Origin of the sequence: Fructilactobacillus frigidiflavus (assembly GCF_044054575.1) — a bacterium.
GTDB lineage: Bacteria > Bacillota > Bacilli > Lactobacillales > Lactobacillaceae > Fructilactobacillus > Fructilactobacillus frigidiflavus.
The window spans coordinates 1596037-1619872 of record NZ_CP168716.1; the positions used below are offsets into that span (position 1 = coordinate 1596037).

25 protein-coding genes are annotated in these 23836 nt (G+C 36.8%); 3 read left to right on the forward strand and 22 right to left on the reverse strand.

Features of this window, described 5'->3' with window-relative positions; genetic code table 11:
* Positions 1–4: 4 nt before the first annotated feature.
* The 17 genes from ACEPSS_RS08190 to ACEPSS_RS08270 form a co-directional block, all read right to left on the reverse strand.
* Positions 5–205 (reverse strand): cold-shock protein, encoded by a 201-nt coding sequence (locus ACEPSS_RS08190; protein WP_395319046.1) that lies wholly within the window; start codon positions 203–205, stop codon positions 5–7.
* Positions 206–259: 54 nt separating this feature from the next.
* Positions 260–3061 carry an isoleucine--tRNA ligase gene (ileS, locus tag ACEPSS_RS08195; protein WP_395319048.1) on the reverse strand — a complete coding sequence of 934 codons (2802 nt, stop codon included), beginning with the start codon at positions 3059–3061 and terminating at the stop codon, positions 260–262.
* Between the two features lie 201 nt (positions 3062–3262).
* The gene (locus ACEPSS_RS08200) at positions 3263–3934 is read right to left on the reverse strand and encodes a DivIVA domain-containing protein (RefSeq protein ID WP_395319050.1); all 672 of its coding nucleotides are present in this window, start codon (positions 3932–3934) and stop codon (positions 3263–3265) included.
* 12 nt (positions 3935–3946) lie between these two features.
* Entirely contained in the window at positions 3947–4738 is a 792-nt protein-coding gene (locus ACEPSS_RS08205; protein ID WP_395319052.1) for an RNA-binding protein, read from the reverse strand.
* A complete protein-coding gene (locus tag ACEPSS_RS08210) occupies positions 4738–5019 on the reverse strand; it encodes a YggT family protein (protein WP_395319054.1) in 282 nt (93 codons plus the stop codon). Before ACEPSS_RS08210 ends, ACEPSS_RS08205 begins: the two co-directional genes overlap by 1 nt.
* Positions 5003–5422: a cell division protein SepF gene (locus ACEPSS_RS08215; RefSeq protein ID WP_395319056.1), complete on the reverse strand. Its 420-nt coding sequence runs from the start codon at positions 5420–5422 to the stop codon at positions 5003–5005. Before ACEPSS_RS08215 ends, ACEPSS_RS08210 begins: the two co-directional genes overlap by 17 nt.
* 15 nt (positions 5423–5437) lie before the next feature.
* Positions 5438–6643 (reverse strand): cell division protein FtsZ, encoded by a 1206-nt coding sequence (gene ftsZ, locus ACEPSS_RS08220; protein ID WP_395319058.1) that lies wholly within the window; start codon positions 6641–6643, stop codon positions 5438–5440.
* A 16-nt stretch (positions 6644–6659) separates the two neighbouring features.
* Positions 6660–8024, reverse strand: a complete 1365-nt coding sequence (ftsA, locus tag ACEPSS_RS08225) for a cell division protein FtsA (protein ID WP_395319060.1) — start codon at positions 8022–8024, stop codon at positions 6660–6662.
* A 93-nt stretch (positions 8025–8117) separates the two neighbouring features.
* Positions 8118–8933 (reverse strand): cell division protein FtsQ/DivIB, encoded by an 816-nt coding sequence (locus ACEPSS_RS08230; RefSeq protein WP_395319062.1) that lies wholly within the window; start codon positions 8931–8933, stop codon positions 8118–8120.
* A gap of 16 nt (positions 8934–8949) precedes the next feature.
* Positions 8950–10056, reverse strand: coding sequence for an undecaprenyldiphospho-muramoylpentapeptide beta-N-acetylglucosaminyltransferase (gene murG, locus ACEPSS_RS08235; RefSeq protein WP_395319064.1), 1107 nt, complete (start codon positions 10054–10056; stop codon positions 8950–8952).
* A 2-nt stretch (positions 10057–10058) separates the two neighbouring features.
* Entirely contained in the window at positions 10059–11432 is a 1374-nt protein-coding gene (gene murD, locus ACEPSS_RS08240) for a UDP-N-acetylmuramoyl-L-alanine--D-glutamate ligase (RefSeq protein ID WP_395319066.1), read from the reverse strand.
* A 19-nt stretch (positions 11433–11451) separates the two neighbouring features.
* Positions 11452–12405: a phospho-N-acetylmuramoyl-pentapeptide-transferase gene (mraY, locus tag ACEPSS_RS08245; RefSeq protein ID WP_395319068.1), complete on the reverse strand. Its 954-nt coding sequence runs from the start codon at positions 12403–12405 to the stop codon at positions 11452–11454.
* A gap of 27 nt (positions 12406–12432) precedes the next feature.
* Entirely contained in the window at positions 12433–14586 is a 2154-nt protein-coding gene (locus ACEPSS_RS08250; RefSeq protein WP_395319069.1) for a penicillin-binding transpeptidase domain-containing protein, read from the reverse strand.
* Positions 14583–14951, reverse strand: coding sequence for a hypothetical protein (locus ACEPSS_RS08255; RefSeq protein WP_395319070.1), 369 nt, complete (start codon positions 14949–14951; stop codon positions 14583–14585). Before ACEPSS_RS08255 ends, ACEPSS_RS08250 begins: the two co-directional genes overlap by 4 nt.
* 13 nt (positions 14952–14964) lie before the next feature.
* Positions 14965–15909, reverse strand: a complete 945-nt coding sequence (rsmH, locus tag ACEPSS_RS08260; RefSeq protein WP_395319071.1) for a 16S rRNA (cytosine(1402)-N(4))-methyltransferase RsmH — start codon at positions 15907–15909, stop codon at positions 14965–14967.
* Positions 15910–15925: 16 nt separating this feature from the next.
* Positions 15926–16351 (reverse strand): division/cell wall cluster transcriptional repressor MraZ, encoded by a 426-nt coding sequence (gene mraZ, locus ACEPSS_RS08265; protein WP_395319073.1) that lies wholly within the window; start codon positions 16349–16351, stop codon positions 15926–15928.
* A gap of 133 nt (positions 16352–16484) precedes the next feature.
* Entirely contained in the window at positions 16485–16874 is a 390-nt protein-coding gene (locus ACEPSS_RS08270; protein ID WP_395319075.1) for a DUF3397 family protein, read from the reverse strand.
* A 78-nt stretch (positions 16875–16952) separates the two neighbouring features.
* Here ACEPSS_RS08270 and ACEPSS_RS08275 point away from each other — a divergent pair, with 78 nt between their 5' ends.
* The gene (locus ACEPSS_RS08275; protein WP_395319077.1) at positions 16953–17090 is read left to right on the forward strand and encodes a DUF4044 domain-containing protein; all 138 of its coding nucleotides are present in this window, start codon (positions 16953–16955) and stop codon (positions 17088–17090) included.
* A gap of 36 nt (positions 17091–17126) precedes the next feature.
* Here ACEPSS_RS08275 and ACEPSS_RS08280 read toward each other — a convergent pair whose 3' ends face one another.
* Complete coding sequence (locus tag ACEPSS_RS08280; protein ID WP_395319079.1) at positions 17127–19439, reverse strand: FtsK/SpoIIIE family DNA translocase; 2313 nt, start codon at positions 19437–19439, stop codon at positions 17127–17129.
* A 15-nt stretch (positions 19440–19454) separates the two neighbouring features.
* Entirely contained in the window at positions 19455–19979 is a 525-nt protein-coding gene (trmL, locus tag ACEPSS_RS08285; RefSeq protein ID WP_395319081.1) for a tRNA (uridine(34)/cytosine(34)/5-carboxymethylaminomethyluridine(34)-2'-O)-methyltransferase TrmL, read from the reverse strand.
* Between the two features lie 130 nt (positions 19980–20109).
* Here trmL and ACEPSS_RS08290 point away from each other — a divergent pair, with 130 nt between their 5' ends.
* Positions 20110–20691 carry a copper homeostasis protein CutC gene (locus ACEPSS_RS08290; protein ID WP_395319082.1) on the forward strand — a complete coding sequence of 194 codons (582 nt, stop codon included), beginning with the start codon at positions 20110–20112 and terminating at the stop codon, positions 20689–20691.
* A 32-nt stretch (positions 20692–20723) separates the two neighbouring features.
* Here ACEPSS_RS08290 and ACEPSS_RS08295 read toward each other — a convergent pair whose 3' ends face one another.
* Genes ACEPSS_RS08295 through ACEPSS_RS08305 form a run of 3 tightly spaced genes read right to left on the reverse strand, consistent with a single transcriptional unit; the run spans position 20724 to position 23034 of the window.
* Entirely contained in the window at positions 20724–21608 is an 885-nt protein-coding gene (locus tag ACEPSS_RS08295; protein WP_395319084.1) for an RluA family pseudouridine synthase, read from the reverse strand.
* Complete coding sequence (locus tag ACEPSS_RS08300; protein WP_395319086.1) at positions 21601–22410, reverse strand: NAD kinase; 810 nt, start codon at positions 22408–22410, stop codon at positions 21601–21603. The genes ACEPSS_RS08295 and ACEPSS_RS08300 overlap by 8 nt, the downstream gene beginning before the upstream one ends.
* A complete protein-coding gene (locus ACEPSS_RS08305) occupies positions 22411–23034 on the reverse strand; it encodes a GTP pyrophosphokinase (RefSeq protein ID WP_395319088.1) in 624 nt (207 codons plus the stop codon). It abuts the gene before it with no gap.
* 160 nt (positions 23035–23194) lie between these two features.
* On the opposite strand from ACEPSS_RS08305, the gene ACEPSS_RS08310 reads away from it, so the two are divergent.
* The gene (locus ACEPSS_RS08310; protein ID WP_395319090.1) at positions 23195–23764 is read left to right on the forward strand and encodes a DsbA family protein; all 570 of its coding nucleotides are present in this window, start codon (positions 23195–23197) and stop codon (positions 23762–23764) included.
* The last annotated feature ends 72 nt before the right edge of the window (positions 23765–23836 follow it).

A 23836-nucleotide genomic window follows, 5' to 3' on the forward strand; every position in this document is an offset into this window, starting at 1 on the left:
TATATTAACGTGCTAATTCAATTTTAGCAGCTTGAAAACCGTGTTGCCCTTTGGCCTTCACAAATGTGACCACATCGCCAACTTGAATGGCCTTGGGAGTTCCTGAGATAATTCCAGTAATGTGCATGAAAACGTCATTACCTTCTGGATCAATAATGTAGCCAAACCCACGTGAATTATCGTAACTTTTAATTTTACCTTCCATTGTAACTCTCCTTAAAAACAAAAAAATCGGGACAAAATCCCGATTTTTTATTAGTTATTCTTCAAAGCCAGTTGTGGCAGTTTCTGGGAATTCATCACGTACAATTTTAGCACATCGTGCACAAAATTCGGGATAATCTGCATCACTACCAACATCAGTTTTAATTAAACGACACCGTTCACAAACTTTACCATCAGCGTGTTGTACTTCAATGGCAAGTTTATCACCAAAGGTTGTAACATCATCTTCGGCATCTTCGATTGGTTTAATTTCAAGTTCTGAAACCATCAAGATTTGCGCAACATCTACGTTTAAGTCAGCTAAAGCTTTTTTGGTATCATCATCAACGTATAAAATTAACTTAGCTTCTGAAGGTTTACCAATTACTTTATCATTACGAGCATCTTCCATTGCCTTTAGAACATCTTTTCGGAAGTTAAGGAAGTTAGTCCATTCTGCTTCAACGTCTTTTTCATTGGCAAAGTGTTTTGCTTCTGGCATTTCGGCTAATTGAACAAATTCTTCTGGTTCTTGTAAGAAGCCCCAGATTTCTTCAGTAGTATGAGGTAAGATGGGCGTTAATAGCTTAGTTAAAGCTACTAAGGCGTCATACATTACCGTTTGCATTCCGCGACGACGTTGGTCATTTTCTGCATCAACATAAAGAATGTCTTTGGCAAAATCTAAGTAGAAAGCTGATAAATCGGCCGTTAAGAAGGTCATGATTTCTTTGTTAATGGCCATGAAATCATAGTTATCATAAGCTTTTTTAACGTTTTCAATTAAGTGATTTAATTTAATTAACATGTATTGGTCAACTGAAGTTAAATCATCGTAAGCAACGGCATCTTGTTCTGGATTAAAGTCACTAGTATTAGCTAACAAGTAACGAACTGTGTTACGAATCTTCTTGTATGAGTCACCCACTGTTTTAAAGTTCCCCATTGAAACACGAACATCAGCTGAAGTATCAACACACGTTACCCAGAGACGAATAATATCGGCTCCCATTTGTTTGATCACTTCTTCAGGCGCAATCGTATTTCCAAGTGATTTACTCATCTTGTGACCTTTACCATCAAGCGTAAAGCCTTGTGACAAGAGGTTCTTGTAAGGAGCGATGCCATCGTAAGCAACACTAGTAATTAAACTAGAGTTAAACCAACCACGGTATTGATCAGACCCTTCAAGGTATAAATCAGCTGGGTAAGTTAACTGCGGACGTTCAGCTAACACACCTTGGTGTGATGAACCGGAATCGAACCAAACATCCATAATGTCATTTTCTTTGGTAAATTTACCGTTTGGAGAATGTTCATTAGTGTAACCTTCTGGAAGCAAGTCTTTGGCTTCGCGTTCAAACCAAACATCGGAACCATATTTCGCAAATAAATCAGCAACATGGTCAACAACTTCTTTATCCATAATTGCTTCGCCATCTTCACCATAGAAGATTGGAAGTGGAACTCCCCAAACTCGTTGACGAGAAATTACCCAGTCACCACGATCACGAATCATGTTGTAAAGACGTTGCTTACCCCAACTTGGGTTAAAGTTAACGGTATCAATGGCATCCAAAATGTTTTGCCGAATCTTAGTTACAGAAGCAAACCATTGTGGCGTAGCCCGATAAATGATTGGTTTCTTAGTTCTCCAATCAAATGGATAACTATGCTTGTATGGCATGTAGTAAACTAATTGACCTTGGTCTTTAAGTTTATCTAAGGCAATTTGATTAGCGTCTTCATAGAAAACACCCTCAAAATCAGGACCGGCTTCTTTAGTTAAATAACCTTTGTTATCAACTGGTGCAAAGATTGGAAGACCGTATTGCTTACCAATGAGGTAATCATCTTCCCCATATCCAGGAGCAGTATGAACAAGTCCAGTACCAGCATCATTGGTAACAAAATCACCAAGCATGGTAACTAACTTCTTGCTGCTATCAAATGGATGTTCTGCAAGAACGTTTTCGAGTTCAGCACCTTTAACGGTTTTAAGCACTTTAACGTCTTTCCAACCAAACATCTCAGCATCTTTGTCTAATAATTCTGTATCCAAAACGTATTTTTTAGGATCATCATCGTGTTGAACAACCGCATAATCAAAATCAGGGGAAATTGTAATTCCTTCTGAAGCAGGAATCGTCCAAGGAGTCGTCGTCCAAACTACCATGTAAGTATCGTCATTATCTAAGACACCCTTACCGTCAACCACTTTTTCCGCATAGAAAGCTGATGGTGATTCAACATCATGGTATTCAACTTCGGCTTCGGCTAAAGCAGATTCAGATGACCATGACCAGATAACTGGTTTCAAACCTTTGTAAATCAATCCTTTTTCGGCCATCTTACCGAAGACCCGTACTTCAGCAGCTTCGTATTCAGGCATTAAAGTAAGATATGGGTTATCCCAATCACCTTGTAAACCTAACCGTTTAAATTCTGTTCTTTGACGATCAACTTGTTTCAAAGCGTAATCATGACATAATTTTCTAAATTCATTCGTTGACATTTTCTTACGATCATAGCCAGCTTTTTTAAGTTGTTGTTCAATTGGAAGCCCATGAGTATCCCAACCAGGAACAAATGGGGCCCGGAAACCATTCATTGATTTGTAACGAACGATAAAGTCTTTGGTAATTTTATTCATGGCATGACCCATGTGAATGTCACCATTGGCATATGGAGGACCATCATGAAGCACAAATGATGGCTTTCCTTCATTTAATTTTTGGCGTTGTTGGTAAAGTTGGTTATCTTCCCAGAGTTTTTCTCTTTCTAACTCTTTAACGGGAAGGTTTCCACGCATTTTGAATTTGGTTTTACCAAGATTCAAAGTATCTTTGATTCGCATAATTTTTCCCCCTTAAAAGTACAAAAAGACTCCGTCTACAAGGGACGAAGTCTTCGTGGTACCACCCAATTTTAGAATCGCACGCGATTCACTCATTGTTTACTATTTAATTATAATTAAAGTGATCTTTAACTCATTAGTGACTACTGGGCTTTCACCATTTCCCAATTCGCTAAAGTATTAATGAGTTACTTTCTATCTTTAATATAATGTTCTCACTTCACCAGTTGGTAAAATCAAGACAGTAGGTTTAACATAACTACTTTTTTCAATTCCCTTTGGTAAAGCTTGATTACTTTCAGAGTTTACACTTAGACCAGCTACATTGTCAAGACTTTCAACTGAGAACTTAATTTCATCTAATTTTTTATAATCAACACCATCAATTAATTCTGTCCAAGCAGAGTCTTTAGCAAAGTCCAATTGGCTTTCTAACATGCCAATCATTTTTTGTCTGAAAGACTTTAGCTGAGCCCGATAATCATTAGTTGAAATGGCTAAAGCAGCAGCCTGTTTAGCTCCCTCAGATACGGCCTGGTTGGCTTCTGATGTTGCATTTTCAATTAATTCGTTAGCTTTAGTTTGAGCAACTGCAATCATCTCTTCAGCATCACGATTGGCTTGTTTACGAACATTATCGGCAGCTTCTTGAGCTACTAAAATCGAAGAATTCAAAGCCTCTTTATGATTATCATAATTTTTTAATGCTACATTAGTTTCTTTTAGCTGCTCATTAAGCCGCTCATTCTCATCTTTCAAAATTTGGTAGTCTTTCGTTACTTGATCAAGGAAGTCATTAACCTCATCAATATTGTAACCTCTCATTTTGGTATTGAACTTTTTCTTATGGATATCCTCAGCTGATAGTACCATGTAAATCCCTCCTTATTTGTTTTTTACTACTTGAAAAGCAACTTTATATTTATCTTTTTTGGAAAAACCGTTATTGGCAATCAGCCTAATCCTCCCATATCCACGAACTGAAATTAAATCATGAACCGCAATCTCATAATCAGGTTTGTTATATGTAAACCAATTAAGTCGTACTTTGTCGTGCAAAATCAATTCCTTTGCGACGTTCCGTGAGATATGAAAAACAGCGGCAATAATTACATCCATTCTCAAAGATGGTAACGTCAAATTAACTATTTTTGAATCATCAACAACGTTTAAAATTTGCTGATTAGGAATTGAAATTAGTTTAACTTTAGTCCGACCAACTTGGTTAATGGAATTTATTAAATAATCTTTCATTGCATTTTCAACAACCAATTCCCATTGTTCACCGTCAGTGATGATATCACCCAAGACACTTCGTTCAATTCCTGCCCCCATTAAGGTTCCAAGAATTTGACTGTGTTTTAGGGTTGCAAATTTAATTGGGTAGTCAATTTTTAAAACCGCTAATTCAAAATCAGATGATTGTGGTTCAAAATATTCTGGATAAATCAATCCTCGGGTCATCTCAGCCCCTTGATATCCACCGTTATGCTTTAATTTAAGGTTTGGATAACGATTAACTAACGTTTGTAATAAATAAATTTCACGTCCATTTAAGAAACCCGTTAAAATGGGACGGTACTCGTTATTAGCACGTTCAATCCAATCACTTGCTAATTGCATAAATGGTCTTTCACTAGGCCGAAAATGTTGTTGCAGATTCTCATTAATTTTCATTAGATAACCAGATTAACCAAGAAGTTAGTGATTCCAACTACCCCATACTGGATAAACCAGAGGGCAATAATTGCAACCATGGGTCCAAAGCCAATCATTCCTAGATGAATAAAATTAAAGTAGCTTAAAAACGGTGCCACTAACCGATTAATGAGTTGCCCCAGTTTGGATTCACTTGCCCCCGGGAACCATGATAGTAAAGACCAAATTACAATCAAAAAAATATAAACGTTAATCGCATAATATAAAATTGTCCCAATTAAATTAATTGCTGTAATCATTACTATTCTCCAAACGTTGATTAAACCGTTGTTTTACATTTCCATCAATGGCATAATTTTTAGGCGCACAAAGATAAACGCGATCATCAACTTGCTGAATACTTCCATCAATGGCAAACACTGTTCCACTAAGGAAATCAACAATTCGACGAGTTGTAGCTGGTTGAACATTATTCATCTTAATCAAAACGGCACTACCGCCCATTAATTTATTTGCAATGCTTTTAGCATCTGCAAAAATACGGGGTTCCATAATGTTAATTTTACTGTCAGGAACTCTATTTTCGGTCATCGAAAGCACCTTTCTAGGATTAAGTTTGACATTTCGATTGCTATCATCATAGTTTTCAGGTTCGGAATCATCTGTAATTCCAAAAAAATTATTAAACATACCTTTAGCCATGCTTACACCTCACTACTAATTGTTGCGGTATTTAAAGTTAAATGGTGGAATATCATCATTTGAATCACTACTAGAGTCTTCGTTATCATCTGAAGTTTTGAATGGTTCAAATTCCTTTTTTTCAACGTTAGCAAACCGTCGATCAAGATTGTCGTTAGAGTGTGAATTATCTAAATCGTTATTAACTGGTTTAGTTGGTTCTACCACTTGATTACTGGTTTTAACTGCCGAACTAATTCCAGGAGTATTTACGATTGGAGTTGATCCATCGTCAATTCCAGTGGCAATCACTGAGACAAGAATTTCATCGCCCATATTTTCATCAATTGAAGTCCCAAAAATAATGTTAGTATCATCTGAAGTGGCATCACGAATAATATTTGCCGCATCTTGTGCTTCAAAAATTCCAAGATCAGTCCCACCAGTAATGTTTAACAATACTTGCTTAGCTCCATCAATTGACACCTCAAGTAGCGGTGAATTAATTGCTTTTTTAGTTGCTTCAGCTGCCCGGTTTTCACCACTTGCTGAACCAACTCCCATTAAAGCAGTTCCTTTATCTTTCATGATAGTTGTCACATCCGCAAAATCAAGGTTAACGTAACCAGGGCGGGTAATTAAATCAGAAATTCCTTGTACCCCTTGACGTAAAACGTTATCTGCATCGTGTAAAGCACCTAAGAAAGTGGTCTTTTTATCTGCCATTTCAAGAACTTGGTTATTTGAAATTACCACCATCGTATCAACATTTTGTTTCAAGGCTTCTAGCCCTTCACTAGCATTATGTGAGCGAGCTGGTCCTTCAAAAGTGAAGGGCCGGGTTACAACTGCAACCGTTAAAGCACCCATTCCTTTAGCAATTTTAGCAATAATTGGAGCAGCACCATTTCCAGTACCACCACCCATTCCAGCCGTAACAAAGACCATATCAGCGCCTTTTAAAGCGTTGGTAATGTCTTCTTGACTTTCTTCAGCTGATTTAGCACCAACTTCTGGATTTGATCCAGCCCCTAAACCTTTGGTTAACTTTGGTCCAAGGTTAATCTTAATTTCTGCTTTAGAATCATTTAAAGCTTGAACATCGGTATTAGCGGCAATAAATTCGATTCCTTGTACACCATCTTCAATCATTCGATTAACGGCGTTTCCTCCACCACCACCAACACCAATTACTTTGATGTTAGCTCCTTTGTTCGCGTTTTGATCAATTGAGTAATCCATTATTTAGTCCTCCGAGTTATTCAAAGAAATTTTTAAAGGCAAAACCTGTTTTTGCTTTTTTTGTTTTCTTATCATCTTTTTTTAATTTCTTTAGCGAGCTAAAGATTCCTTCATGGCTTTCTTCAGTCGTACTTTGGGGTTGTTGTGTTTCTCGACGAGCTGTTCTAGTTTCTTCTACAAAATCTGATTCTTCAGCTTCTGGTTCTTCAAAATAAAAATTATCATCAAAAGCTGAACGAATAACTTTAGCAATTTCTGCCATGCCACTGGCATATTCCACTAAAGATAATCCGTTTGCAAAGGAAGCATGCCGAATTCCCATTTGATTTGGTGCATAAATACGAACATTTACGCCAAAGGTATTTGCTGCTAATTCAGCAATTCCAGGAAGGGCTGAAACTCCTCCAGTCATTACGATTCCACCGGGCATTTCTAAAGCATTAACATCAGCTAACTTATCACGTAACCGGCCAAAAATTTGTTCCAACCGTGCTTCAATTATCTGTGCTAATAATTTTTCTGAAACATTTTCTGGTTGACTTCGTCCAACCACATCAACTGAAAAAGTATTTTCTGAAGAAGCTTGATCAACATCCGCAAATCCATATTCTTGCTTAATGTTTTCAGCCTCTTTTAATGAAGTCCCTAAGACTGATGAAATATCACGAGTAATAAATTGGCCACCTTCGTGATCAACATCGACATACTTCAACTCGTGATCATGAATAACAGCAGCGGTTGATTGTCCACCACCAAGATCAATCAAGATGGTTCCAAAATTTTGTTCTGATTCACTAAGAATTGTCCGGCCTTCAGCTTCGGCACTTACCACCATCATATCAATTCTCAAGCCAGCCTTTTCAACGGCTTTTCGTACATTATGTATGATAGTCTTTGGCCCGGTAATAATTCGTCCATCTAATTCAAGATGAGAACCAACCATTCCACGTGGATCAGGGATTTGATCAAAACCATCAATTTTAAATTCTTCTGAAATTAAATCAATCAATTCACGTTCTTGTGGAATGCTATTGGCAATTGCTGCTTGAGCAACGTTAGCAATATCTTGGTTATCAATTTCTTTTGAACTATCAGGAAGATTGATCATTCCAGAACAATGATTAATTGAAATTTTATCTGCAGGTAATCCAACTACTACACTGCTAATTTGTACTCCAGACTTGGTTTCAGCCTGTGAAATACTCTTTTTGATTGCCTGGGCTGCCTTATCAATATCAACAATGATACCTCGACTAACTCCAGCAGACACTTCATTTCCAAATCCAATTACACTAACTCGCCCATCAACTCGTTGAGCAACAATGGATTTAATTGAAGTTGTCCCAATATCCAACCCAATGTAAATATCTGACTCATTCATAGTTTTGGAACCTCCTGATTATCTACGGCACTTTTAACCTATTATATAGCTTTAGTTTACCATAGTAATATAATTTATTTTAAAAAAGTGTGTTTACTTAATTGGGGTTGCGTACGCTCCATACTCTAAGTTAACAACGCTTGGTCTTTTTAAAGTTGTTTTAATGCTAGGATAGTAAGCCATTTTTGCTGCCAATTGAGAACTTTTTAAAATCACTTGATTCCCATCCTGCAAAATAATTTTGACCTTTTGCTGATCATCAGCATTTGCTTCATTTTTAATTTCTTTAATATTATTTTTCAAATCAACTGGAAGTTGATCATACTGCTGTAAAACTGTTTTAACTTGTTGCCCCTTGGCAAAGTCATACAGTAAAACTAGGTTACCTGAGTTAATTGGTTTAGTCGGATTTTTACTAATTTCACCACGAGCATTGGCAGCGTAATAATGCTTTCCGTCGACTACATAAGCATGAAATTTATAAAAATTAACCTTAACAATTGCTTCATTATGTTTTTTCCAATTAATATTTACGTTTTTGACATCAAAATTTTTTTGTTGGACTAATTCATTGATTTTAGCTTCATGATTTTTAATCATTGCTAATGAATCACCAACTTGAATCGGTAAAGTTTTTCTTAGTTGTTTTTGATTTTGTGATGCATGAATCGTAATGGTCTTTACTTTACTAAGGGGTGAAACAAAATAGCCTGAAATGAGTGCAACCACCAAGAAAAACAAGCCTAGTGGAAGGACAGTTTTGAGGATTCGTTGGCGCCGACTTTTTTTGATTTTTTGATTCTTGCGACCAACCCGTAACCGACTATTCCGTTTTACCTTCTTTTCAATGTATTGTTGTAAATGCTCATTTTCGACAGGATCATTAGAAAACTGCTGGTCTTCTTTCATAATCTCACCTACTCAACTATTGCTTATGACTTGCAATCGCACTTTTACAAACCTCAAGCAGTTGATCAGACGCATCAGTCACGCCCATTTCTTTTGCATTAGCAGCCATTTCTTTACGTCGTTGTTCATCATTCATTAATAAATCAACTTTTGTAACTAATGAGTCAGCATTTAAATCAGCTTCAGTTTCTAAAATTGCAGCAGATTTTTTAACTAAACTCATAGCATTTTTAGTTTGATGATCAGCGGTAACATAAGGACTCGGAACCAAAATTGATGGAATTCCTAGTGCCGTAATTTCTGCTAAACTAGTTGCTCCAGCTCGCCCAACAATCAAAGCCACTTTGGGAAGAACTTCTGGCATATTAGCGATATATGGCAAAACTTTAACATTGTCATTCACTTTAACATCCTTCAAATCAGTTTGTACGCCAGCAAAGCGGTTCTTCCCTGTCACAAAAACGACTTGGTATGGTTTGGTATTGAATGCCGGGATAGCAGCAACGGTAGCACGATTGATTTTCAAAGCTCCTTGACTTCCACCAAAAATCAAAACGGTTGGTACGTCATCCTTTAAGCCAATTTCGGACCAAGCAAAAGTACTTTTAACGTTTGCAACTTGTTGCGCCCGTGGATTTCCCGTAAATACTACTTTTTCTTCTGGAAACTGTGATTTGGCTTCATCAAAAGCAATTCCAATTTTATCTACATAACGACTAAGAAATTTATTAGTCCAACCCACAACACTATTTTGTTCATGAATTACCGTGGGAATTCCCATTTTAGCAGCAGCATAAACGACTGCTCCAGAAACATATCCCCCAGTCCCAACCACTACATCTGGTTGGAAATCCTTAATAATTTTTTTGGCTTTATGAACACTCTCTAAGAATAAATAAACCGTTTTAAAATTATATAAACTAAATAATTGACGTTTAAACCCTTGAATTTTTAATGCATCAAATTTCAATCCTTTTTCGGGGACAATATTCTTTTCCAGTCCTCTTTCAGAACCAACGTATAAAACATCTGCACTTTGATCTTGATTTTGTAAAGCTTCTACTAATGATAATGCTGGATAAATATGCCCTCCGGTTCCTCCTCCGGAAACAATCATCTTCATACTTATTCCTCCTTTTTGCCAGTTAATTTTTCTACATCTTTAATAAATTGATCTCCACGGACTTCGAAACTAGGAAATTGATCCCAACTTGCGTTAGCCGGTGAAAGGAGCACAATATCTCCCGGTTTGCTCATTTGATAAGCAACTGGGACTGCCTCATCAAGACTATCAACTACCTTGATTTGTGGCACCCCCGCCTTTTGGGCACTAGCTTTTAATAGTTCTGCCGTTTCTCCAAAGACGACAATTCCAGCAAGGTGCTTTTTAAAATCTGGTTCTAATTTTTCAAACGTATAACCACGATCTAACCCACCAGCTAATAAAACGATTGGCTTTTCAAATCCTGCAATTGCCATTTGGGTAGCTTCAATATCAGTGGCTTTAGAATCGTTATAAAATTCACGACCATCCGCAGTCAGTACATACTGGTTTCGATGCCGCACCCCACCAAAGTTTTTAAGGACTTTCACGATTGCTGCAGCAGGAACTCCAGCTAGTCTAGCTACAGCAATTGCAGCTAAAGCATTTTCCACGTTTTGTTCTCCGGGAATCCGAATGTCTTTGGCATCCATAATGTATTCATCGCGGAAATATAATTTTCCTTCCCTTTGGTAAGCACCATCTTCATAATTACCTTGCACGGAAAATGGCACAATTTTAGCATGACTTCGTTTAGCTAATTTTCGCCATTCTTCCCGATCAAAATTCATGACTAAATAGTCATCACGAGTTTGATTCTTAGTAATTTGCATTTTAGCATTAATGTAATTTTCACGAGTTTTGTGGTAGTCTAGGTGATTTTCAAAAATATTAGTAATCACTGCAATGTGGGGATGTAAAGTTGTAATCCCTAACAACATAAAACTAGAAAGTTCCATCACAATTTGATCATTAGGCGTAGCTTGCTCCGCCACTTTTGTAGCAGAAATTCCAATGTTACCAGCTCGATAAGCTTTTCCTTGCTCGTTTCCGGCGTTTAACATTTCGGCAATCATAGTGGTCGTGGTCGTTTTTCCATTACTACCAGTCACCGCAATTAATTCAGCATCTGAAATTTCACTAGCTAATTCAGTTTCAACAATTACTGGAATTTTTTGCTCTACAGCAGCTTTAACTAACGGATTATCATAGTTAATTCCTGGGTTTTTAACCATTAAATCGACGTTATCAAGTAATGAAAGTGGTGATTTACCAGCAACTACTTTAATTCCATCATTAACTAATTCATCATAGTCATTAATTTCTGTAGCCGGCTTAGCATCAGTTAAGGTTACCTTCGCTCCTAGTTTAACTAGTAACTTTGCGGCATTAGTTCCACTTAGTCCAGCACCAAAAACTAAAACATTTTTATTTTTATAATCGTTAATTTGTTTCATTTCAACTTCTCCCAAGAAATTATAATATTACCCAAACACCAGTAACGGCAGTGAATAAGCCAATTAGCCAAAATACAATATCAATTTTCCATTCACTCCAGCCACTCATTTCAAACGAATGATGGATGGGGGTCATTTTAAAAATTCGTTTTCTAGTCAAACGATAACAAGAAACCTGGATTATGACACTTAAAGTTTCAATCACAAATAATAATCCAATCCAAATTAGAGAAAGTTCGTGGTGGAGCATAATTGAAACTGCTGCTAAAGCTGCCCCTAAAGCTAATGAACCCATATCACCCATAAAAATTTTAGCAGGTTTGTGGTTGAACAATAAGAAAGCAAGCAGTGCCCCAACAATTGTTAAACAAAATGCCATTACTGCATATTGCATTTGTGCATAAGCGACTACTGCGTAAGCCCCAAATGCAATAGCTGATAATCCACTAGCTAGCCCATCAAGCCCATCGGTTAGGTTCACTGCATTTGAAAAACCAGTTAGCCAAAAGATGACAAATAAAATATAAAGGAGGCCTAAATGTAAATCAGTTCCAAAAAAGTTAATGGCCATGGGAAACCCATTAGCATAGTATACTAAGGCAAAAATCAATGATCCAACAATTTGTAAAGCGAATTTCTGCCATGCTTTAAACCCATCATTTTGGTGATTAAAAACCTTGATACTATCGTCCCACATCCCAATCAAACCGAAAAACAAGAAAACAAATAATAAAATCAAAAGACTGGCATTTAAATCATGAAATACTAGCCCATCAATAATCCCGGTAATTAAAGTAGCAATAATAAAAGCTAGTCCTCCCATAGTCGGAGTTCCGCCCTTACTTTTATGCCAACTCAATCCTTGGGTCCAAATTACTTGACCTTCCTTATGTGCTCTAAAATACGAAATTAAAAATGGAGTAATGAATACAGTTAAAATAAATCCTCCAAGTAGTGGTAATAGCCATTCCATGATTACAAATTCCTTTCAGTTTTTAAGTTAGTTAGTTAATTTAACTTCTAATTGTGTATTTTCATCAAATTCATCATTAGGTTTAATACTTTGTTCTGTCGCATTTCCTTCACCATCAAATGTAACTTTAATGTTAGTTAGGGAAGCAAAATCTTCAATTTCATCACGACTCCATCCAGTTAAATCAGGCATCGTCATCCTTCCATCAGTTAACAACATGACCCTTGGTGATAAATCTTTTGGTGCATCAGCTGCCGGATTTTGTTTCACAACTGAGTTTCCTTTCCCGATTACCACGCTTTGAATTTTTTTAGCATTCAACTTATTTTGGGCTTCCGATAAAGGATCACCCACTACTTTAGGTATCTTAGGTGTTTTTACTTTTGCTAAATTGTTTTGTAATGCCTTTTTCATGACCACATTAAAGTTATCTCCCATTACTTTAGTGGTTGGAATCGTAATGTTTTGGGGTTGCTTCATTGTTACGTACATAATGTAGCGTGGCTTATCAGCTGGAACCATTTCAATTACCGAATATAAGTAGCTAGAATTGCCATTTCCATATTGGCCATTACTATCCGTTACTTGAGCCGTCCCAGTTTTAGCAGCTACTTTGTAACCTTCCATCTTAAAGTCTTGACCAACCGCGTAAGACTTATAAACAGCATCTTCCATGTGTTTTCTAACAGCTTTTGCAGTTGAAGCTTTAATGGGATGTCCCACTACTTTTTTCGAATAAGCTTTGACTACCTTTTTATTTTTGGCATCTGTTACTTTCGAAATAAATTGGGGTTGAATCATTTCCCCATTATTAGCAATCGCCGTAAATCCTTGTAGCATCTGTAAAGCAGTTACTTGAATCCCTTGTCCAAATGCAGTGTTGGCTTGCTCAATTGGTTCTTTAAACTGGATTTTCCCCAATGCTTGTTGATCAATTTGTGATGTATTATTTTTCAATAATTGAAACCGATTGATATAGTTACGCCACGTACTGGCACCCATCATTTGTTCAACATGGGCCATTGCAACGTTACTTGACATTGCAAATCCTTGATTAAAGGAAATTATGCCCCAACCACCAGGATTCCAGTCAGGAACTACAGCATCACCAATCTGATACCTCCCGGATTGATAAGTCGCATTTCCGTTAAAATGGCCACTATCAATGGCAGATGCTAAAGAAAAGACCTTCATCGTTGAACCTGGTTCGTAGAGATCTTGGGTTAAAGAATCACGCCATACGTCTCCTAGTCCCTTACCGGTTTCAGGATTAAAAGTGGGCCGTTGAGAAGCCGCAACAATTTTTCCCGTTTTAGCATCCATTAACATGGCTGTCATACTTTTCGGATTTGCCTCTTGTTGCGCCTTATTCATTTGGTTTTCTAGTAATAATTGAAGGCTCGAATTAATCGTCGTATGCACATTATCACCATTTTTGGCTTTAACTTCTTTACTTTCACCGGATGGAATTTTATATCCATAGTTATCTTCTTGACTGGCTTTATACCCATTTTTCCCAGTTAAAAATTTGTTAAATGATTCTTCAATTCCCATTTGACCAACTAAACTTGCCTGCTTCGTTTTAGCATTTTGAATTAATGAGGCTAGCCCAACGATGTGCGATGCGAATACCCCATTAGGATATAAGCGGGCTGGTTTGGGGACAAAATGCAATCCAGTTAAATGTTGGGCCTCAATTTTTTTCCGCGTCATTAAGCCGATGTTATTCCCAGCATTTCCAAATTCAACTTGGAAAGCTCCCTTATTTTCCGGATTAAGGGCCTTATAAGCTTTCTCATAGGAAATAGGTAAATTTTGGGATAAAACTCGTGCCGTTTTTTGCTTATCTTGCACATATTCTGGTTTTCCAGAAACACTTTTTTGCGTTTTACTGATTACGGCATAAAGTGAATAGGTATTTGTATCTTCAGCTAAGGGTTCATCATGATCATCAACAATTTTGCCTCGATGAGCTTGAATAATACTACTTCGGTTATATAGTGATTTGGTGCGAGAAACCAAATCAACACCATTGGCCGTTTTAAAAAGGGCTTTAACCGAAAAAGAGCCGATAATCGCAACAAAGATTATCGACACAAAAAGAAAAAAAATAGTCCCAAATTTTCTTCGAATTCTCTCAGCATGTTTTCGATTATGCAGCTGGTTTTGCTTATTCATCATCTTGCAACGTCCCTTACATTAGAGTTCGCAATTGAAAGATTATCCTTTTTAACAACTCTGTTAATCGCGTCATTTTCCATTCCATCTAATGCTTGTCTCATACTTTGATTCTCATCATTAAGCCGACTATTTTGTGAGGTAACATTTTGCAATGAGCGTTGTGAGACATTAATTGAATTTTTAGCTGAAACAATTGTAACTAGCAAACAAAAAGTGATAAAGACTCCTAGGCTAATTAATAACTTTTCAAATCCTGATAAGGCCAGTTGCGTTGTCTCAACTGGTGCATTTGTGACCTTCGTTCGTGGTGAAACTGTATATGTATTGCTAGAACTTTCTTTTCTAGCTAGTCCGCCTTGTGCCATGGCTTAAATCCTCCTACTTAATTCGTTCAATAATTCTTAATTTTGCACTATGTGAGCGATGATTTTCTAATTGTTCATTTTCACTTGGTAAAATGGGTTTCTTTTGCACCATTTTAAAATGTGGTTGTAATTCATCTGGAATCACAGGAATATTTGGAGGTAAATTTTCAATCGTAGTTTTCTCTTTGAACATCCGTTTAACTAAGCGATCTTCTAAGGATTGAAAGGTAATCACGCTGATTCTTCCATGAATTTTTAATAATTGCAATGCTTGCTCTAATGAATCCTCTAAGGCACCTAGTTCATCATTAACTGCAATTCGAATTGCTTGAAAAACCTTTTTAGCTGGATTTCCCCCATGCCGTCTAGCTGCTGCTGGAATCGCTTCTTTGATAATTTCTGCTAATTCTGTAGTGGTATTAATCGGCTTTTCGGCTCTAATTCTTTCAATTTTTCTTGCAACTTGCTTAGAGAATTTTTCTTCCCCGTAACGGAAAAAGATTCGTACTAGCTGTTCATAAGGCCATTCGTTAACGACTTTCCAAGCATCCAACGTTTGTCTTTGATCCATTCGCATATCTAAGCGGGCATCTTTTTGATAACTAAATCCGCGCTCAGCATCATCAAATTGTGGTGATGAAACTCCTAAATCATAAACAATTCCATCAACTTCGGTAACCCCTTGTTCATGTAAGTCTTTCGCTAAATTCCGAAAATTATCATGAATAAAAGTTAATTCATTTTCAGCCAAATATTTTTGTAAATGTTCTTGATTGTATTCAATCGCATGGTTATCTTGATCAAAAGCATATAAATGGCCATTCGTTAACTGAGAAAGTAATAAAGAACTATGTCCTCCACCACCAAGTGTGCAATCAACGTAAACTCCATTCGGATTAACGTCTAATCCAGCTACTGCTTCGTTGAGCAATACCGTAACGTGATTAAATTCTGCCATGGATTCCCCTCCTTTGTTAAAAATCTAATAAGTTTTCAGCAATTTCATTAAATTCGTCTTGTGATTTTTCGGTATAAGCATCCCATTTAGCAGCATCCCAAATTTCAAACCGAGTCGAAACACCAGTTAATACACAGTTTTTGCTTAAGCCCGCATATTTAACCAACGGGGCGGGTAAATTAACTCTTCCCTGCTTATCAAGCTCACATTCAGTTGCTGCCGAAAAGAATAACCGCGTAAACGTTCGAGCATCTTTTTTGTTAAAGGGTAACTTGTCAATTTCAGCTTGAACGTTTTCCCATTCTTCAGCAGAATAACCGAATAAACATCCATCTAACCCTCGAGTAATTACAAAAACCTTGCCTAATTGTTCACGAAATTTAGCGGGAATAATAATTCTGCCCTTTGAGTCAATATTATGACGATATTCACCCATCAACATGGCAGAATCTCCCCTCTTCCTAAGATTAGTTTTAGTCTACCACAATCTGCCACTTTGAACCACTTTTCGCCAATTTTTTACCACAAAAATAAAAGGACTTTGAGCAGCAATTCTCAAAGTCCTGTTTAGATAATTATTCTAATATTTTTATGATAAACGAAGCGACATAAAAAAATAACCAATATAAATCACCAAATCGACAAAATGCAATCAAAAAGCGCTTTAAAACTAATTCACCGGTGGAACCAAGTTGATAAATAATCCAGACAATTCCAATTATCATCCATAAACAAATTAAAAACGGCAAAAAGCTATTACCATGACGATCAATGGTTAGGAGAGGAATGGCAATGATTGCAAAAACGGGGAAAAGATCAATTGGCTTCACCCGATTAAGTCGTGGATTATTTATAACCCGTTTCAGGATAATTAATAGTAATCCAACAATTAATAAGCCTAGGAATGGTTTACTTTGGCTTTTTACCAATTCATCAAAAGTTTGTGGATATGCAATTAAAGTCATGATTTATCCTTTCATTCTCAATTAGATAGTTGCAATGTTGTAATGCTAAAGTTAGAATTAAACCATTAGACGACGAAAGTGGGGTTTATTTTGACAAAATGGCGTGATAAAACAACTTTCCAAAAAATTCTATACATTTTTGTATGGATTATGGTTATTATTACTCTCTTGGGAGTTGTTCTGGTATCAGCATCTGCTGTATTCGAAAATATTTAATAAAAGGCTTGAGTATAAAAACTCTAGCCTTTTTTATTACATATTTTCAGAAGATTCCTGTTTATAAACCGTTCGTGGAGTGCTACCACGTTGTTCTCCAACATATCCCCGTTCATACATATCATCAATAATTCGGGCTGCCCGATTATAACCGATTCTAAAGCGGCGCTGTAACATTGAAGTACTAGCCTTATGCTCGTGGACGACAAAGGCTAAAGCCTCATCAAAAAGTTCATCTTTTTCTTCATCGTTAGCTTCTTGCTCCATTTCTGCATCGGTCACAACCATATTATCGTCATATTCAGGATCACCTTCTGCCTTAACGAAGTCTACCACGTTTTCTACGTCTTGATCCGAAATAAACGATCCTTGAATTCGCGTTGGCTTATTTTGATCAATTGGTTCAAATAACATATCCCCACGACCAAGCAGTTTTTCGGCTCCATTAGAATCAATAATTGTTCGTGAGTCCGTTCCACTGGAAACCGCAAAAGCAATTCTCGAAGGAACATTGGCTTTAATTAAACCAGTAATAACGTCGACTGAGGGCCGCTGAGTTGCCAAAATCATATGAACCCCAGCTGCTCGACCCATTTGGGCTAACCGAATAATTGCCGTTTCAACTTCATTTGAAACTGTCATCATCAAATCAGCTAATTCATCAACGACGACAACAATGTATGGAAGAGTGGGAATCTCAGTCCCGTTCTTTTGATTTTGTTCTTTGACAAATTCATTATAAGTATCAATTTTTCGTTGTCCCGTTTTTGCAAACAACTCGTAACGTTTTTCCATTTCTTCAACTACTTTGTTTAGTGCCCGAGCAGCTTTCTTTGGCTCCGAAACAACGGGAGAAAGTAAATGAGGAATACCATTATAAACCCCTAATTCAACCTTTTTGGGATCAATTAACATCAATTTAACTTGATCAGGCGTTGCTTTTAATAAAATACTCGTTAAAATTCCATTAATTGCAACTGACTTTCCGCTTCCGGTTGATCCAGCAATTAAAAGATGGGGCATTTTCGTGATATCACAAGAAATTACGTTCCCATTAACGTCTTTTCCTAAGGGAACACTCAAAACTTTTTGAATTCCCTTACTATCTTGTGATTCAAAAGTATCCCGAAATGAGACCGTTGCAATTTCTCGATTAGGAACTTCAATCCCAATCAATGACTTTCCAGGAATGGGAGCTTCAATTCGGATATCTTTGGCGGCCAAGGCTAAGGCTAAATCATCACTCAAATGAACAATTTTACTAACTTTTACCCCGATGGCCGGATGTAACTCATATTCAGTAACCGAAGGCCCTAAACTAACGTTTTTAACTTCCGCATCAACCCCAAAACTCTTCAAAGTTTTTTGCAAAACTTGGGTGTTTTTATCAATTGCCTGAATTTCTTGGGTTTGATCAGCTGGAGGAATTTGTTCTAACAAATCAGTGGAAGGCAACTGATAGTCACCTGCAATTGGGTTAGTTGGTTGCGCTTGAAAGCCCTTGGACTGCGTTTGATTATCACTAGCCATTTTAATTGTGGGCTTTGCCTTTTCCGCTTTGACGGGAGTCGGCTCAACTTTAATTGGTTCATCCTGTACCACCGTTGCTGTTGCAGTTGGTTCTGGAGTTGGTTCAACGGGTGGCTTAGTTTTTTTCGGTTGTTGGGTAACTTTGGTTTTCCGAGTTGCCTGTTTTTGTAATTGATGGCGCTGATATTTTGCAGCGATTGCCGCACCCCATTTTTTACTGTGATTAAAGCAAATTTCACTCCACTTACCAACTGGAATTTTGAAGAAAATTACGATTCCAGTTAACATCAATAAAATTGCTAGCCCAATCGTTCCCGGAAATGAGATTAACGTATCAAAAAGCTGTAATAAGCCGGCTCCAATCATTCCCCCACCAACATTAGTTTTAGTCGTCCCTTTCGATAAGTCATTCATAACGGTATGCCATGTAATGTCAATAAATTGATATCTTTGGCCTAGAGCACTAAACATCATCGTGGAGGCAAAAATTAAATATCCAAGAAACCCAATCACTAGTCCCCAGATAAACCGATCTTTGATCTTTGGTAATGGTCGTTCTACAAATAAAAAACCACCAGCAATTGCTAATAAAACCCAAATCAAACGGTACGCATTTCCAAAGGGAATTCTAACTAAGTTAGCAAACCAGTTTCCAATTATGCCAAAATTAAAAAAAGCGAGTGCTCCAATGAGAACTATCACAAGTCCAATCACATTAAGCTTGTTTTCTGCTAAAAATCCCAATGCCCGCTGAAAAAATCCATTTGTTTTCTTTTTTCTAGCTCGTGGTTTTCTTTTTGTTTTGCTTCTGGTTGCCAAAAAAACACCTCACTTTTACTTTTTAAATTCAGATAGTTTATCGTGTTCATAAGTATGAACTTTATTCAATCCTGCAAAATTTTGTTGGCGTAATGCTTCATAAATTACAATTGCAGCACTGTTGGAAAGATTCAATGCCCGAATATGAGAGTCATCTTGCGGAATGCGAATTGCTTGTTCCGCATATTTTTGTTCGAACTTTTCTGGTAACCCGGTCGTTTCTTTCCCAAACAAGAAATATCGATCTTCATTCAGCTTGGAATAATCATGATCAGTATAGTTATACTTACCAAATTTTGAAACCAAAAATAAATTTTTCTGATCTTTTACTGTTTCTAAAAATTCTGGTAAACTTTCATGATAGTTAATTTCAACTTTATCCCAGTAATCTAAACCAGCCCGTTTTAAATGTTTATCATCAATTGTAAATCCTAGGGGTTTGATTAAATCGAGCACTGTATCAGTTCCCGCACAGGTTCTGGCAATGTTTCCGGTATTAGCCGGCATGAGTGGTTCAAATAAAACGATATGATTTGTCATTTTGCTTCTCCAATTCTTTTAATTCGATAGTCTTTAACACTTAATTATAACATGTTGCACAAATTTTGAATTTACTATCACTGAATTATGTTATTAAAACCAGTATAATAAAGCCATTGGAGGGATTCAAATGACATATATTGAACCATTAGTAAACAGTTTCCGTGAAGTACCCGCAGCTACTCAACAATCTAAAGTTCGAGTAGCCCTTGCGAATAATGAAATGACACCGAGTCGGGGATTAATTGCCGCATCCGTTACGTATACTCATGAACACCAGGTGAGCTTAGACGTCTTTGTAAACGCAAATCAAGCCACTAGTGTTTTTAATGATTCTGAAATCAAGTTAATGGAAGATGATTTATTTCAATGCCAAGAACTCGGCGTTGATGGAGTGATTATTGGAGCAACTACTACCGACCATCAAATTGATGAAGAAGCCATGGAGGCCTTAATTGGGGCATCTGATGGAATGGAAATGTTCTTTTCCCCAGCCTTTAATAACCTCGATCAAGCCGCCTGGAATCAAACCATTGCTTGGTTAGTTGAACATGATTTTGCTGGAATTGTAACTGATAAAAATTTATCCGAACTCAACCAGCGACTTTTACAAGAAAATTCACTTCGATTAATTCCATTGACTAAAGGGAATGAAGAATTAATTAAAGTCGAAAATGATTTAAAACCATTTATCTGTATTAACCAAAAATAAAAAAATGAGTGATTAGATTGATTTCTAATTGCTCATTTTTTGATTAAATCATTAAAATAACTAGGAATTGGGGCTTTAACTTTGATTTCGATTTCATCTAAAGCATCCCAAAATTCTAATTGGTAACTGTGCAAAGCCTGATGATCTAACTCAGCCGTTTCTTTTCCATACAGCCAGTCACCAATCAAAGGGTACCCGATGGTCGCAAAATGGACGCGAATTTGATGAGTTCTTCCAGAATGAAGCCTGATTTTAACTAAAGAATAGCGATCATTAGCTTTATATTGCCAAAATTCCGTGTTAGAAGCTTTTCCCCCAGTAACCACCATCCGTTCCAAAAATGAACCTGGCTTACGGCCAATTGGTAACATGATGCTAGCATGTTGGTATGGAATTCTACCGACTAGTCCAGCAATATAACTTTTTTTAATCCGATGGTTTTTAAATTCTTTATCTAAAATCGAATGTGCCAAACTATTTTTGGCAAAAATGACCGGCCCGCTAGTTCCCCGATCTAGGCGATTTACCACATGAATCTTTTGACTAGGGTAATTTTGCTTTAGAAAATACCCCAACACTCGATTGACCATGGTGTCATTTGGATAAAGATGTGATGGAACCGTGGCTACATTAACGGGTTTATTAACAATTAAATAGTTATCATTTTCAAACAGAATCTCAATTGGTAAGTGGGAAACGTTTAGGATTTCATTTTGTTCTTCCGGTGGCAAAATAATTTCGACGTAATCACCAGGTTCCAACATATGATTGGTATACACATCTACCCCATTAACCAGGGTTCGACCACCATGAAATTTAATGCGTTTTAATAATGTCCGAGTAACGCCCTTGTTTAACAAAAACGTCCGCAACTTCAATCGATTCTCATTCTGATTCGTCCACTTAAAATTAATCATTGAGGTTATCGCCGATAAATGAATTATTAACCCGTTCCCAGAAATGCGTATGCCGATATTTAGCAAAGTAAATTCGACGCTTGGAAATTTTATAGATAATCGATTTAATTGGGCGATCCATCACCAAAAGTTGATCACAAGTTAACACATTATGTAATGAGACCTGTGGAACGATTGTAATTGACTCAGTTGGTGGAATGATGATTGGTGATCCGATGGTTCGAAAGACCCGATTATTAATTGAGGCCATTTCTGCAATCTGGACCGCATTAAACTTGGGCGAAATAATCGCACCCCCAACAGATTTGTTGTAAGCCGTTGACCCAGTCGGTGTTGAAATACAAAGTCCGTCTCCCCGAAAACTTTCGAATAGATAATCTTTGATATAGACCTTTGCCACCATGGTTCCAAACATCTTTTTAACGGTTGACTCATTTAAGGCTACCATGTAATCTGGCTTACCTTCATCAGAATAGTTAACTTCAATATCGAGTAAAGGATAACTCACACTTTGTCCGTTATCATGTTCTAAACTTTCGACTAATTGTTGGACTTCATTATCCCGCCAATCGGTATAAAACCCAAGGTGCCCCGTGTGAATTCCGACAAACCGAACTTTTTCAGTCATATCATCATAATGGTGAAAGGCCGATAATAACGTTCCGTCTCCCCCCACGGAAATCACAACTTCGGGATTTAATTCGTCTAATTCCAAAACTTTTGATGCTTTGATTAATTTTGATAATTCAGCTGCTACTTTACTGGAGCTTGGCTTATCGTTTCCATAAATTGCAATTCTCATCTATTTTTCACCCTCTGATTGATGTTTTTTTGCATCTTTAATTAATTCTTTTCTAATTTCTGACATTTCCTCATCAAGCTTAAAGGCCGTTTCTGAGGCTGCTTGAAGCCGTTGATGAACGTTTTCTGGAAAGACATCCGGATGCTTATAATTTAAGGAGTGCTCAAGGGTTGCCCAAAAATTCATCGCTAGCGTTCTGATTTGAATTTCGACTAGAATATTATGTTGACCATCCAACAACTCAAGCGGATATTTAAACACAATGTGATAAGAGCGATAACCACTTTTCTTTTCGTTATTAACGTAATCCCGTTCTTCTAAAATATCAATGTCATTTCGTTTTCTTAAAATATCAACGACTGCATAAATATCATCCAGAAAGGGACACATAATTCGAAGTCCACAAATATCTTCCATATCTTCCGTTAGGCGGTCTGGTTCAATATTACGGCGAATCATTTTTTCTTTGATACTATCGACCGCTTTGATTCGACTGGTTACAAATTCAATTGGTGAATGCTCATCCATTAATTGAAATTCTTCGCGAATTCCTCGTAATTTTATTTTCCATTCTTTTGCAGCTTGATTATAAGGAAATAAAAACAAATTCCAATCTTTAATCATCAACTCACCTCATCTTGGCTAATATTATAAATTTATCATATCACATATAATAATACGTTATTTCGCAAAAAGGCATGCTAATTCTTTGAATTTTCCTAATAATTTGTTAATGTATATTATGCATGAAACTTATAATACTAATGATAAGGAGGAATAGTTGATGTTGGAAGTGTATTTATTCGTTAATCCCGCTTGTTCAAAATGTTTAAATTCTGAACAAACCGTAACCAAGGTTACAGACGAACTTGATTGTAAAGTTTGCCTAAGATTCATCCCCTTTATCAATCTAAGTTCTATTAACGAAGCTAATCAGCTTAATCTTGACTCCTATCAAATGACAATTGATTATAAAGCGGCCCTTTACCAAGGATGCAAAAAAGGACGTCAGTTTTTACAATTAATTCAAGAATTGACCCTTATCAAAAAAGAAGCCTATACGGAAGAATTGGTTAAACAAGCTGCCTTAGCAGTTAACTTAGACCTAGAGATGTTTCAAGAAGATCGGGAATCAGCAATGGTTAAAAAGAATATCGTTGCTGATCAAAAGTTAGTTCAAGAAATGGGAATTAGTGATCATGGCAGTCTGGTAATGTTTGACTGTCATTCAAGTGAGCATGGTTTATTAGTTGAAAAAATAAATGATACGCAGTTAGCTGATTTATTCAAAGGTGTCATCAAAAGAGATTCTTTTGAAGATTTTAAAGCAATGCCTAATTTACGGGTTTTGTAAAAAGCAGTTTACATACAATTGAAAAATCGAGTAACCCCTCTATTAAAAGTTGGTTACTCGATTTTTTGTTAC

Excerpts from the sequence above, each read along its gene's own strand:
- ACEPSS_RS08190 (WP_395319046.1), bottom strand. The coding sequence starts at position 205 with ATGGAAGGTAAAATTAAAAGTTACGATAATTCACGTGGGTTTGGCTAC.
- ileS (WP_395319048.1), bottom strand. The coding sequence starts at position 3,061 with ATGCGAATCAAAGATACTTTGAATCTTGGTAAAACCAAATTCAAAATG.
- ACEPSS_RS08200 (WP_395319050.1), bottom strand. The coding sequence starts at position 3,934 with ATGGTACTATCAGCTGAGGATATCCATAAGAAAAAGTTCAATACCAAA.
- ACEPSS_RS08205 (WP_395319052.1), bottom strand. The coding sequence starts at position 4,738 with ATGAAAATTAATGAGAATCTGCAACAACATTTTCGGCCTAGTGAAAGA.
- ACEPSS_RS08210 (WP_395319054.1), bottom strand. The coding sequence starts at position 5,019 with ATGATTACAGCAATTAATTTAATTGGGACAATTTTATATTATGCGATT.
- ACEPSS_RS08215 (WP_395319056.1), bottom strand. The coding sequence starts at position 5,422 with ATGGCTAAAGGTATGTTTAATAATTTTTTTGGAATTACAGATGATTCC.
- ftsZ (WP_395319058.1), bottom strand. The coding sequence starts at position 6,643 with ATGGATTACTCAATTGATCAAAACGCGAACAAAGGAGCTAACATCAAA.
- ftsA (WP_395319060.1), bottom strand. The coding sequence starts at position 8,024 with ATGAATGAGTCAGATATTTACATTGGGTTGGATATTGGGACAACTTCA.
- ACEPSS_RS08230 (WP_395319062.1), bottom strand. The coding sequence starts at position 8,933 with ATGAAAGAAGACCAGCAGTTTTCTAATGATCCTGTCGAAAATGAGCAT.
- murG (WP_395319064.1), bottom strand. The coding sequence starts at position 10,056 with ATGAAGATGATTGTTTCCGGAGGAGGAACCGGAGGGCATATTTATCCA.
- murD (WP_395319066.1), bottom strand. The coding sequence starts at position 11,432 with ATGAAACAAATTAACGATTATAAAAATAAAAATGTTTTAGTTTTTGGT.
- mraY (WP_395319068.1), bottom strand. The coding sequence starts at position 12,405 with ATGGAATGGCTATTACCACTACTTGGAGGATTTATTTTAACTGTATTC.
- ACEPSS_RS08250 (WP_395319069.1), bottom strand. The coding sequence starts at position 14,586 with ATGATGAATAAGCAAAACCAGCTGCATAATCGAAAACATGCTGAGAGA.
- ACEPSS_RS08255 (WP_395319070.1), bottom strand. The coding sequence starts at position 14,951 with ATGGCACAAGGCGGACTAGCTAGAAAAGAAAGTTCTAGCAATACATAT.
- rsmH (WP_395319071.1), bottom strand. The coding sequence starts at position 15,909 with ATGGCAGAATTTAATCACGTTACGGTATTGCTCAACGAAGCAGTAGCT.
- mraZ (WP_395319073.1), bottom strand. The coding sequence starts at position 16,351 with ATGTTGATGGGTGAATATCGTCATAATATTGACTCAAAGGGCAGAATT.
- ACEPSS_RS08270 (WP_395319075.1), bottom strand. The coding sequence starts at position 16,874 with ATGACTTTAATTGCATATCCACAAACTTTTGATGAATTGGTAAAAAGC.
- trmL (WP_395319081.1), bottom strand. The coding sequence starts at position 19,979 with ATGACAAATCATATCGTTTTATTTGAACCACTCATGCCGGCTAATACC.
- ACEPSS_RS08290 (WP_395319082.1), top strand. The coding sequence starts at position 20,110 with ATGACATATATTGAACCATTAGTAAACAGTTTCCGTGAAGTACCCGCA.
- ACEPSS_RS08295 (WP_395319084.1), bottom strand. The coding sequence starts at position 21,608 with ATGATTAATTTTAAGTGGACGAATCAGAATGAGAATCGATTGAAGTTG.
- ACEPSS_RS08300 (WP_395319086.1), bottom strand. The coding sequence starts at position 22,410 with ATGAGAATTGCAATTTATGGAAACGATAAGCCAAGCTCCAGTAAAGTA.
- ACEPSS_RS08305 (WP_395319088.1), bottom strand. The coding sequence starts at position 23,034 with ATGATTAAAGATTGGAATTTGTTTTTATTTCCTTATAATCAAGCTGCA.
- ACEPSS_RS08310 (WP_395319090.1), top strand. The coding sequence starts at position 23,195 with ATGTTGGAAGTGTATTTATTCGTTAATCCCGCTTGTTCAAAATGTTTA.